Annotated in this window: 8 protein-coding genes; 4 read left to right on the forward strand and 4 right to left on the reverse strand. The window is 36.3% G+C overall.

What is annotated here, in order from left to right; genetic code table 11:
* Window positions 1-992 precede the first annotated feature (992 nt).
* Complete coding sequence (gene mgtE, locus ACFINF_RS02260) at window positions 993-2,369, reverse strand: magnesium transporter (RefSeq protein WP_375619493.1); 1,377 nt, start codon at window positions 2,367-2,369, stop codon at window positions 993-995.
* Window positions 2,370-2,919: 550 nt separating this feature from the next.
* Between mgtE and ACFINF_RS02265 the strand changes: the two genes are divergently transcribed.
* The gene (locus tag ACFINF_RS02265) at window positions 2,920-4,944 is read left to right on the forward strand and encodes a M3 family metallopeptidase (protein WP_375619494.1); all 2,025 of its coding nucleotides are present in this window, start codon (window positions 2,920-2,922) and stop codon (window positions 4,942-4,944) included.
* Between the two features lie 159 nt (window positions 4,945-5,103).
* Here the strand turns inward: ACFINF_RS02265 and ACFINF_RS02270 are convergent, their stop codons facing one another.
* Entirely contained in the window at window positions 5,104-6,180 is a 1,077-nt protein-coding gene (locus ACFINF_RS02270) for an SGNH family hydrolase (protein ID WP_375619495.1), read from the reverse strand.
* 14 nt (window positions 6,181-6,194) lie between these two features.
* Window positions 6,195-7,451 (reverse strand): lytic murein transglycosylase, encoded by a 1,257-nt coding sequence (locus ACFINF_RS02275; RefSeq protein WP_375619496.1) that lies wholly within the window; start codon window positions 7,449-7,451, stop codon window positions 6,195-6,197.
* Window positions 7,452-7,730: 279 nt separating this feature from the next.
* Between ACFINF_RS02275 and ACFINF_RS02280 the strand changes: the two genes are divergently transcribed.
* Window positions 7,731-8,621, forward strand: a complete 891-nt coding sequence (locus tag ACFINF_RS02280) for a UTP--glucose-1-phosphate uridylyltransferase (RefSeq protein ID WP_375619497.1) — start codon at window positions 7,731-7,733, stop codon at window positions 8,619-8,621.
* A gap of 39 nt (window positions 8,622-8,660) precedes the next feature.
* Window positions 8,661-9,653, forward strand: a complete 993-nt coding sequence (locus tag ACFINF_RS02285; RefSeq protein ID WP_375619498.1) for an SIS domain-containing protein — start codon at window positions 8,661-8,663, stop codon at window positions 9,651-9,653.
* Between the two features lie 275 nt (window positions 9,654-9,928).
* Here ACFINF_RS02285 and ACFINF_RS02290 read toward each other — a convergent pair whose 3' ends face one another.
* Window positions 9,929-10,288 (reverse strand): hypothetical protein, encoded by a 360-nt coding sequence (locus ACFINF_RS02290; protein WP_375619499.1) that lies wholly within the window; start codon window positions 10,286-10,288, stop codon window positions 9,929-9,931.
* A gap of 253 nt (window positions 10,289-10,541) precedes the next feature.
* Here ACFINF_RS02290 and ACFINF_RS02295 point away from each other — a divergent pair, with 253 nt between their 5' ends.
* Complete coding sequence (locus ACFINF_RS02295) at window positions 10,542-11,927, forward strand: sigma-54-dependent transcriptional regulator (RefSeq protein WP_375619500.1); 1,386 nt, start codon at window positions 10,542-10,544, stop codon at window positions 11,925-11,927.
* The last annotated feature ends 247 nt before the right edge of the window (window positions 11,928-12,174 follow it).

Consider the following 12,174-nt stretch of genomic DNA (forward strand, 5'->3'; position numbering starts at 1 on the left):
ATGATGTAAGGAATTTATATGAACGCTTGTAAGAATAAATAAGTATAAAGCTAGCTGTATTATTATTGTTGTTGTTTTGCAAAGAGACTGATAAAAATCCGGAATATCTCTTAATCCATAGCCAATTTATTGACGACTGTACGGATATTTTTATTCTAACAAAGCTTTTTCTTATTCTATAACTTGTCAATCAAAATCCAGATTTAATGCTAGCGTGTATTTGAGGTAAATATTGAGACGATTAAGCATTTTATAAGATTTTAGATTTTGTATGCCAGATTGGGGCAAGAGTTATATCTGTTTTATTTATGAAACCGGAATACAGTCTTATTTAGAAAGAATATGAAGGCATCAAAAGAAAATTCTTATCTTTGCCGTTAAGCCAAATTTATGCTTTCAAAAGCATCTAAGCAATATAAACCATGGGGATAGTGCATTGCCTCACACTTTTGTTAATCGCATTCTCTAATAGGAGTATGCTTTTCATGCCAAACAGAACGCTTTAAACAGAATAGACCTGTTGTTGCATATTTATGTACTTAAGAGAGATTTTTGAACATATACTACATCCATTTCATGATAGGGCTCATAAATGATATAATATACGCGAATAGTATACTATCAACACCGTTGTGAAGAAATATAAAGCCTATTGTGCATATCATTATTATTCTTTCTCAGCTATCAATATTGCAACAGTTTTTGATACGAGAGAGAGAGGATATAAGAAGTATTTATTTTTTCTTGAATAGTTTTTAGCTATACACCAATCCCGTTTGTGACAAGCAAGAAGATAACTTTAATTCATTTAATATGAAAAGCTTTATGATGAGGCAAATTTACGATATTCGGAGCTGTTATTCAATAAAAATAATAAATTGTCTACGGAGCGGTGCGCTAGAAAATAAATTAATGGAGCTTATTCTCTTCTGGAAAGATCTTAGGTTACATGACAAAGTCTTTCCAGAAGAAAGAGTTTTTACTTTACATGTTTAAAGAAGAGTTCCTGACAAAATGATGGAAGCTACAGAAAAATAGATTATAATGCCCATGACATCTACTAAAGTTGCCACAAAAGGAGCAGAAGCACTTGCTGGATCAAATTTTAAGCCTTTAAGAATAAAAGGCAGCATAGATCCAGAAAGAGAACCAAAGGTAACGATTCCGACTAAAGCTGTACCTACTGTTGTCGAAACAGCAATCCAATGTTGCCCATAGTCGTAGATACCGAATTTTTGCCAGAGAGCAATGCGCGTAATGCCAATAATTCCAAGTAAGAGACCAAGAGATAGTCCTGTTGGAATTTCACGAATGAACACTTTCCACCAGTCTTTCAACGTGAGTTCACGTAAAGCCAATGCACGGATAATAAGGGATGTAGCCTGTGAGCCGGAATTTCCTCCTGAGCTCATAATGAGAGGTATGAACAGTGTAAGAATAATCGCTTTTTCGAGTTCTGTTTCGAAATGTTGCATAGCACTTGCTGTCAGCATTTCACCGACAAAGAGTAAAGCGAGCCATCCGCCACGTTTTTTCATCATTTCAGGGAACTTAATTTGCATATAGGGCTTATTAAGCGCTTCCATACCTCCAAATTTATAGGCATCTTCATTCATCTCATCAACCATAGTATCAAGTACGTCATCGACGGTTACAATGCCAATGACATGGTTACTTTCATCAACTACAGGCACAGAGAGAAGATCATGGCGCTGGAAAAGGCGTGCGATATCTTCATGATGTGTGAAGGGCGATATTGTAATGGGCGAGTCATGGGTAGGGACATTAAGAATTTGTTCATCAGGTGAGGCAAGAATAAGGTTACGCAGTGAAACAGCTTTGAGAAGAATACCTGTTTTAGGGTCAATTACATAGCTGGTATAAACGGTTTCACGTGTTCGCTCGACCTCACGAATGTGATCCAAAGTTTTTTGTATAGTCCAGTTTGAAGGAACGGCTATAAATTCTGTTGTCATCAGTGCCCCTGCTGTATGATCAGGATAACTGGTGAGTTTTTTAAGTTCAGCGCGCGTTAAGGGCTTAAGCAAGGCATAAAGTCGTGTGCGGGTTTCTTTATCCATTTCTTGAAAGACGTCTGCAGCAGCATCGGCAGACATGCCATCAAGAATTTCAACAGCACGATTTATAGGGAGAAGTTCTAGGATGGAAGCAGGTTGTTCAAGCTCTGGTTTATCAAAAAGTTCGATAACATAATCAAGAGGCAGAAGACTAAGAATGGTTACACGTTCCATGATATCGAGGTCATTGATGATATCAATAGAGTCTGCAAAATGCTGATTTTTTAACTTTTCAGCGAGAGCTTCAGGAGAAAAATTTTTGAAGTCGAAGGTCGTTTTGATTTCAGTCATGATAAAGTACCTCCTGAAGAGTTGGAGAGTTGTAAATCTAGATAATAGATGAGATAATAACAAAAAGTTTATGGAAGATTTAAAAAACTCCCCAGCTATATTCCCAATTGTTAATATTTTGAGTAAAGTCAAGGGTGAATTATAAGTTATAAACAAGTTTCTGAATCGCTAAAACGAGAATACAGCTTAATTTGAGGATAATATAAAAGCATAAATGTAAAAATCAGTTCTGATTTTTACCATCATTTCTTTAATGTAGTTTTGTGATTTTCAAAAGAATCTACAGCAATATTTTGTGAAGAGTGGAGATTATGCCTTTCTTCAAGTGTTTTTTTAATATGCAATTCTATTGTGAAGTGTGAGCGAATAATCTTTATTTCTCCAATATAATATGTTTTGAAATGAAAGAATTTTACGATTTCTAGGTTTTTTATTCAATAGCGTTTGGAAAGGTCGTTTTGAAACTCACGAAATAGTTTTAGTATATTATCAATTTGTGTCGTAAAGATAATTGTTACAGCTTAAATTTATAATGGAGACATAAAGTATTATGACAAAAGCAGCAGTGCTGGACTGGAAGGGATTTTCAGGTCTTCCTGATTTTTCTTCTATAAGTGATGAAGATTTTAAACCCGCTTTTGAACAGGCACTTAAAGAAACCGAAGAAGAACTAGAGGCGATTGCGATGGTGCAAGAACCACCAACGCTTGAGAATTTTTTGCAGCCTTTTGAGCTTTGTGGCAAAGCGCTTGATCGTGTCTGTTCAATATTTTTCTTGCGCACCAGTGCTCATACGAATGTATTAATTCAAAAGCTAGAGCAAGAGTTTGTTGTAAAGCTTTCTCGTTATTCTTCAAAAATGATGATGGATGCACGGATATTTGCGAAAATAGATGTGCTTTATAAACAGTCGCAGCTGGGTATATTTGAGAGTGAAACAACACGTGTTCTTGAATTATGGTGGAAAAAGTTCGTTTGTCATGGGGCACAACTCGATGAAAAAGCTAAGAAACGGCTTTTGGAAATTAATGAAAGACTTGCTTTTTTAAATGCTACTTTTGGACAAAATGTCTTAAATGATGAAGCTGAATGGATTCTGTTTTTAAAACAAACCGACTTATCTGGTTTACCGCAAGATATCATTGATTCAATGAAGGAAATTGCGTGTGAAAGAGGTAATGAAGAAGCGTATGCATTAACACTAGCACGTTCGATTGTTGAACCTTTTTTAAAATTCTCTGATCGTCGTGATTTGCGTGAGGTTGCATTCCAAGCTTGGGCTAAACGTGGTGAAAATAATAACAAGAATGATAATAAAACAATTATTGTAGAGATTGTTGAGCTTAGAGATGAGCAGGCTAAATTATTAGGATATAAATCTTTCGCAGATTTGAAACTCGATAATACCATGGCTAAAAGTGTTGATTCCGTTATGGATTTGCTTATGCCTGTATGGGAGCGCGCAAGAGCGAAGGCTTCTACTGAGCAAATTGAATTACAAAATTTTGCCAACAATCAGGGCAGCAATGAATCTTTAGCTGCTTGGGATTGGCGTTATTATGCTGAAAAACTTCGTACTGAAAAACTTTCTTTCGATAGCGCTGAGATTAAATATTATTTTCAGCTTGATCGTATGATTAAAGCGGCTTTTGGGGTAGCAGAAAAACTCTTTGGCATTACATTTGAAGAAAAAAACGCTGTTGCACTTTGGCATCCTGATGCACGTTTGTGGGAAGTAAAAAAGTTTGATGGAAGTCTGCTTGGGCATTTCATTGGTGATTATTTTGCACGTTCTTCAAAACGGTCCGGTGCGTGGATGAGTAGTTTGCAATCACAATATAAATTGGATGGCGGACAAAAGCCTATTATCTACAATGTTTGTAATTTTGCTAAACCACCCAAAGGGGAGGTTGCTCTTTTATCACTTGATGATGCGCGTACGCTTTTCCACGAATTTGGGCACGCATTGCATGGTTTGCTTTCTGATGTTACATGGCCATCTGTATCGGGAACATCGGTTTCGCGTGATTTTGTTGAGCTGCCTTCTCAACTTTACGAACACTGGTTAACTGTACCAGAGATTTTACAAACTTATGCTACGCATGCAAAAACAGGACATCCTATGCCGCAAGCATTAATGGATAAGGTTTTGTCAGCACAGACATTTAATGCTGGCTTTGCTGCAGTTGAATTTACTTCATCAGCTCTTGTAGATATGGCTTTTCATAAAGGACAAAAGGTAACTGATCCAACAGTGTTTGAACGCCAAGAATTAGAAAAGCTGCAAATGCCTGATACAATTATTATGCGCCATCGTCCTCCACATTTTACGCATATATTTTCAGGTGATGGTTACGCCGCTGGTTACTATTCTTATATGTGGTCGGAAGTCCTTGATGCTGATGCTTTTCAGGCTTTTGAAGAAACGGGAGATGTTTTTAATTCAGAGCTTGCTGATAAGTTGAAACGTTTTATTTACTCTGCTGGGGGAAGCCGTGATCCAGAGGAGCTTTATAAAGCTTTTCGGGGACGGATGCCTTTACCAGAGGCAATGATTAACAAACGTGGACTATAAGATATAACGGTATGGTTAATACCATGCCGTTTTCATATTATTCGAAAAATGCAGTTGTGATTTATGCAAATTTTCTCTTCATTATAGCTCTGTAAACAGAGTTTTTTATCTTATTCGCTTGTTTATGGAGAAAATTAGATTTTGTATTTTAAAGAGACATTATGGGAAAGAAAAATTATCAGCTCGATCTTTTTGATGCCCATTTGGTGGAAACCATGATTTTTTTATAAAACTTGACTTTCTTTTGCCTAAAAGGTGAGTGTTTTGTTGTGCCATATCATCGAGGCTCATTGGAGGCTGACGCATAATATTACTCCGCTCTTTATTCTCTGATTCTTGTATAAGTTTTTGAATAGCTTGATCGGTTGAGTAAGGATTTTCATGAGAAAAGGCATAAAAATTTAAAATATTTTTCAATGGTTTTTCTAAATAAGAGGCAAGTTTTTTCTTTCCTTCAGAGGTGAAATGCATGCCATTATTGGTGCGTAATTTGGTTATTTTTCCATTAATATCATAGCCTGAAAAAGAAAAATTTCCTTCTTCATCACTAAAGCCGCTCCAGATATCGAGGAAATATCCTCCTGCTTTTTCTGTTTCTTGTTTATAGAGCGCATTAAAAATTTTCATTTTTTGTGTCAAAAGGTCATTTCTAAAGGCAGGTTGACTTATCCATAGCCATGATTTTCTAGAGGCATGAAGACTTTCAGCAATTTCGATAATTCTTTGTTTGTAGATGTGCATCCATTCTGATTGATCTGTGTTAATTGTGCTATAAGGGTCTGTGATTGGTTGATTATCATTTGCACCGATCATCATGATAATAACATCGGGGTTATTTTGATCAATGAGTTTAGAAATATTACTTTGCCAAGAATAATAATCCGTTCGAACTAAACCGGAAGCTGGCATTGTGTTGTTCATGATAACGATATCGCTGTTATTTATAAAAAACTTCTTAAGTGCATCGGCAACAGCAGAAGCTGTAAAATCCCCTATGACAAGAATGCGCTTTGCATTCTCATTTTTTAGCTTTTGTATGTTTTTTGGGGTTACGATCTTTTTTTGCGGCTTGTCTATTTTTTGTTCGATAATTTGCGGTGGTTGTTGCGTCTGTTTGTTATGTTGTGATAACCATTTGAAGAAGTTCGTTGCTTTACTTGGGGATGGCTGTATGATCCCCACAATGGAAAGTGAAAATAGCAATAATGTCAAGTATATCAGGCGAACAGAAGACAAAATCCAAGTCTCCATTATTGTTTGCGAAGGAGAAAAAGCACTTGAGATGATGGATATCCATTTGCTTTTAGACCGTGACGTAGTTGAAAGGCTTTAATTGCTTTGCGAGAGGCTGTTCCGATTTTTCCATCAATATTCCCTTTATAATAGCCCAGTGCTATTAAGCGAGATTGCAGTTCTTTGCATTCTTGGAAAGTAAGAGGTCGAAAAGGTCTTTGCCAATCATGCACCAATCCAGGATACCCAGCGATGCGATCAGCAAGAAGAGCAACAGCAAACGCATAACGATCTGCATTATTATAATGTTTCAGAACAAAGAAGTTTTTTGTGACTAAAAATATAGGTCCTTTTGCTCCATCTGGATATTTTAATATTGCTTGTTCAGTTAATGTAGGAAGAGGATGCCCATTTGCGTGTTTTACACCTAATTTTTTCCATTGTTCAAAGGAATACCACCCTACAGGAAGGTTTTTCCCCTGCGGCACTTTTACCTCTACTCCCCAAATAAGATTAGGTTGCCAGCCATTTTTGTGGAGAAGGTTAGCAGCAGTAGCCAGAGCATCTGGAACAGAGTTCCAGATATCACGCCGTCCATCTTGGTCCATATCAACTGCATAGGCGAGATAACTGCTTGGAATAAATTGTGTATGCCCCAATGCACCAGCCCAAGATCCAGTGAGTTGAGAGCGTTTAATTTCGCCACTTTGTAGAATTTTCATAGCAGCAATCAGTTGTGTATATGCATATTTTGCACGTTTTTTATCAGCATAAGCTAGAGTTGCAAGAGAGCGAATGGTATCACGCATTACACTTTTATTGGCTAAAACTTTCCCATAGTTGCTTTCCATTGACCAAATAGCAAGCAGAATATTGCGGTCAACACCAAAACGTTTTTCAATTTGAAGAAGCCATTTGTTCCATTTTTGAGTTTGGCGCCGTCCTTCTACAATTGCAATATCATGGACACGATTATCGAAATAGTTCCATGAAGGAGCAACAAATTCCGGTTGGTATGCGGCGCTTTTTAGAACTTTTGGATCAATAGCATTAACACCTTTAAATGCCATATGAAACGTAGAAGAGGTAATATTGTGAGCAATAGCTATTTTTTTAAATTCTTTAATCCAGTGTTTAAATCCGCTATCCGCATATGAAAGGGATACAAAAAACATTAAAAAAGCAGAAAAAATAACGGCAGAGCCAGTGAGAAGAATTCTCCAAGTTATTGACTTCTCTAAAAAAGAGAAAGTCTTCAATTCTGTTTTTTGCATTTTGAAATCCCCATTAATATTCAATTTATTAGATGTGCAATAACTTTATTGCAATAACTTTATTTTGTATTTAGTTTAATCGATAATATGATCAAGAAGAGGAGAAAACTGAAATAAATAATTCGTTTTAATACTTGCAATAAATTCTCATATTCTCTTTTACATTTTTGATTGTCCATTATAATGATAATCAAAACAATAAGATATCTTTTTTACCATTTCGTAAAAACATATGTTAAATAAAACAAAAAATATATGAATTCATCGAGGAGGGTGAGTGTGCGTAAAATCCGGAAAGCTGTATTTCCAGTAGCAGGTCTTGGTACGCGTTTTCTTCCTGCGACAAAAACAATTCCTAAGGAAATGCTAACAGTTGTTGATAAACCTGTTATTCAATATGTTGTGGATGAGGCGAGGGAGGCTGGTATTGAGCATTTTATTTTTGTGACTGGACGTAACAAAGCAGTCATTGAGGATTATTTTGATGCGCAAGTTGAATTATACACGACACTGGCTGAATGTGGAAAGAAAGAAGATCTTGCACATTTATACCGTTTACAGCCATTACCAGGGTCAACTTCTTTTACTCGGCAACAGCAACCTTTGGGATTAGGGCATGCTCTTTGGTGTGCACGTGAATTAGTTGCAGGGGAACCTTTTGCTTTGTTATTACCCGATATGCTGATTCAAGCCAAAAAGGGATGTCTTTCTGAGATGATTAGTCTTTATGAAAAGGTGGGTGGGGGAAATATTATTGCTGTTCAGGAATGCGATCTTGAAGAAGCACATAAATACGGTATAGTTGGCAAAGGTAAACAGATTGCAAATGGTTTTAAAATCACAAAAATGGTAGAGAAACCAGTGTTAGGAACGGCACCATCAAATTTGTACATCAATGGACGTTATATTTTGCAGCCAGAAATTTTTAATATTCTTTCCACTCAAGAACGAGGAACAGGAAATGAAATTCAATTAACAGATGCTATGATACGGCTTTCAAATGAGCAAGATTTTTGGGGTTTGCAAGTAGAAGGGCGCACTTTTGATTGCGGTTCTAAAGCTGGTTTCATTGAAGCCAACGTTGCATTTTCTTTGGCACGCGCTGATATGCACAGCCATGTTTCTGCCTCATTGAAAAATTTACTGGAAACCATTAATATTGAGAAATGATATAGATCTCTCATTTAATTTCATTGATCGAATTTGATTATGATAATACCGTCTCCTCATATGGCTTTGCAAGGTGCAGTTGCATCAGCACTTAAAACACTTACCAGTGAAAAGCAGGGGCTTGAAGCTCTTGAAAAATCTCTTCTGGGAACCCTTTCTTCTTCTGTTGAAGCGGCTGTTCAAACTATTAGAAATGCTCGTGGACATGTGGTCATTACTGGTCTTGGGAAAAGTGGTCATATAGGGACAAAAATTGCAGCAACCTTAGCTTCAACTGGAACGCCCGCCTTTTTTGTTCACGCTGCAGAAGCCAACCATGGTGATCTTGGTATGATTGGATCTGATAATGTTATTCTTGCTTTATCATGGTCTGGTGAAACTCAAGAGTTAAGTGGTATTATGAGTTATGCGGCGCGTTTTCGTATCCCCCTTATTGCGATGACATCAAGTGAGTACTCTGTATTAGGACGACAAGCTGATATTGTTTTATTATTACCAAAGATAGAAGAGGCTTGTCCCCATGGTTTAGCTCCTACCACTTCAACAATTATGCAATTGGCAATGGGAGATGCATTAGCGGTTGCTCTTTTAGAAATGCGTGGTTTTACTGCAACGGATTTCAAAATATATCATCCTGGTGGTTCTCTTGGTGCAAGCCTTAAATACGTGTGTGATATTATGCATGAGGGTGATAATATTCCTTTGGTTATGCAGGGAGCATCTATGACTGAAGCGATGAATGTTTTGGTGGAAAAGCATTTTGGTTGTGTTGGTGTTGTGAATCAAGAAGGTGAACTAATCGGAATTGTAACTGATGGCGATCTTGCACGTAACATTCATTTTAATTTATCAAAATTTAATGTTGACGAGGTGATGACCAAAGCTCCTAAAGTTGTAAAACCAAATACACTTGTTGGTGCAGCAACAGCTTTTATTAATGATCATCATATTGGTGCATTTTTCGTGGTTGAAGATAAAAAACCGATAGGAATTGTTCATTTTCATGATCTTTTGCGCATTGGCGCTGCTTAGATTAAAGTTCCCTATCAAATAAAATGTTATTTAGGTTAAAATAGATTGAATGATACAAAGTAATAATTTTATTGTAAGGTGGCTTTACTGATATTTTGTGGAAGAAAATGATTATTTTACGCATTTCATAATGTTTATAAAATTTTCAAAGTAAAGATTATATCAGTTTCTTTGCGTATTTTAGAGAAGATTTTCTATCAGGAGGAGAAAGGGTCACCTCCTGCTTAATGTATGTGCTTCCTCTGTTCTTAAGAGAGGCTTCCCTTGTACTTTGTCTAAGATTTTCGCTTAAGGAAAAACTGTGCTCCTGTATGTGAGGTGCAGAGAAGTTGTGTGGTGTCATATGACACTGTACAATTGACTCTAGAAATTGTTCCACGGAGAATAGAGCGTATTTCAATTTCTATATTTTGGGCATTGAGATAATTATATACCCCTTCTGATAGTTTTTCTTCTGTATCTGCTGCACGTGTTTCAAAAACACCATTATGGAAAGAAGAAATAATACCATTCTCATCAACCCATTTTCCATCAATTCCAGTTGGCATATTTGAGTTATAGTATTGCGAAAAGCTACAGGCACTTAACAGCAAGGTGGTAATTGTAAGACATAAAATATGATAGGTATGTTTCATTTATTGCACTCTATTTAGATTATTTTGCTCTCTAGTTTTTATAACATTATTAAATTACCCCATGAGTCAATATGAAAAATTTGATGAAAATCAATGAAAAAGCAAAAAAATGGAAAAAAATGCCTTAATGTTGTATTTAATTAACAGCTTGATGAAGTTCGTAAGTGAAACACAAGAGGTGAAATATTTCTTATGGTTTACAACAATTTTTATATTAAGCTGCTGAGTAGTCTCAAAGGAGATTATTGACATTATGGTTGGTCCCATTCTTGTTGCGAGTGAAGATTATGGAAGACGTATAGAACTTTCTGCTATGCTACGAGGTTTTGGTTATCGTGTCATTGAAGCAGAAAATGGTCTCCGTACAATTGATCTTTTACACAGGCGTAAAAACATTGTACTTGCACTCCTTGATGTCGTTATGAGTGATTTGAGTGTGAGCGATTTGATTAAAATGATTAGAGTTGCTGGTGTTTCTGTTCCTATTGTCGTTATAGCACAACAAGAGAATCAGGATTTACTCCAGAAAGCTTTAACAGCCGGAGCTATTGATTATTGGATTCACCCAGTAACATTATTACGCGTAAGGGTTACTTTGGATATTCTTGCTCTTATTTCTGCCTTGGAGCATGAAGTTCGAGATATTCGGCGAAAAAAAGAGAATCATTTACGGTTTTCTGATCTTTGCATAAAAAGTAGAGCTATGCAGGTAGTGTTAGAACAATCGAGACAAGCAGCAACTTCTTTACAGAATCTTTTGATAGAGGGGGAAGTTGGAACAGGACGTGAGACATTAGCTCGGATTATTCATCATGAGGGATTATTCTCAGAAGGTGTTTTTATTCGCTTTCAATGTTCAGCCATCGTTGATCCAGAAGAAGAAAATCAGCAGTGGTTTAAAGAATTCCTACCATTGGTTTCTTCTCTTGAAAAAGGGACACTTTGCCTTTGTGATATTGATCGACTTGAGCCCATACAGCAAAAACGGTTTGCTCATTACCTTAAAGAAAGGGAAAGGGATACAAAAGGAGAGTTTTTCCCTTTTCGGATCATTGCTATTTCAACATCGCGTTTAAAGGATTTGGTTAAAGAGAACTTTTTTTTGCATAGTTTGTTTGAACAATTTTCTCACTTGTCTATTAGCGTCCCTGCTTTACGAGAATTAAGGGATGATTTTCCAGAGATCACACAACGTTTGATTGATCGCATTATCACCGAAACAGGGCGGTCACATGTCCATGGTCTAGCAGGATCTGCTCTTTCCTTGCTTATGCAGTATGATTGGCCTGGCAATAGAAATGAGCTTGAAAACTTTTTATTTCGTGCGATTTTACTCAGTGAAGGACCGTTATTAACTGTTCGAGATTTTCCGCAATTAATGGGAAATCCATTAATGAATGTTCCCAATATCATTGAGGATAATATGCAAGAAGATAATGAACAAGAATCTATAAAATTTTTGAATACTGATGGGCATGTGCGTACTTTTGCAGAGATGGAACATGATATTATCGAGAAAGCGGTTAAACATTATAAAGGACATATGAGTGAGATTGCGCGCCGCCTTCATATTGGTCGCTCTACACTTTATAGAAAAATGGAAGAATTGCGAGCAATAAGAAATCAAGAACGAAAGTAAAATTCATAACAAATCTCTCTTCATGACAAGTATGAGTTTCAAAAAAAATAGAGTGGATTTTGATAAAGTCCGTGGGGGGGGGGCTTAAGAAAACAATCATTTATTGTAAAATTTATCTATAGAGGATGATTTTGTAGATTTAAATCAAATATAAATTTTATGTAACTATTTTAATCGTCTTTTTCAGTTTATACAATTTTAGTTGAGTTTACATTTATTAAAGCAGAGAGGCATTTTTAAAAACTTT

Source organism: Bartonella sp. TS25HLJMH (assembly GCF_042193505.1).
GTDB classification, from domain to species: Bacteria; Pseudomonadota; Alphaproteobacteria; order Rhizobiales; family Rhizobiaceae; genus Bartonella; species Bartonella grahamii.

Coding starts and splice junctions, on each gene's coding strand:
- mgtE (WP_375619493.1), bottom strand. CDS start 2,369: ATGACTGAAATCAAAACGACCTTCGACTTCAAAAATTTTTCTCCTGAA.
- ACFINF_RS02265 (WP_375619494.1), top strand. CDS start 2,920: ATGACAAAAGCAGCAGTGCTGGACTGGAAGGGATTTTCAGGTCTTCCT.
- ACFINF_RS02275 (WP_375619496.1), bottom strand. CDS start 7,451: ATGCAAAAAACAGAATTGAAGACTTTCTCTTTTTTAGAGAAGTCAATA.
- ACFINF_RS02285 (WP_375619498.1), top strand. CDS start 8,661: ATGATAATACCGTCTCCTCATATGGCTTTGCAAGGTGCAGTTGCATCA.
- ACFINF_RS02290 (WP_375619499.1), bottom strand. CDS start 10,288: ATGAAACATACCTATCATATTTTATGTCTTACAATTACCACCTTGCTG.
- ACFINF_RS02295 (WP_375619500.1), top strand. CDS start 10,542: ATGGTTGGTCCCATTCTTGTTGCGAGTGAAGATTATGGAAGACGTATA.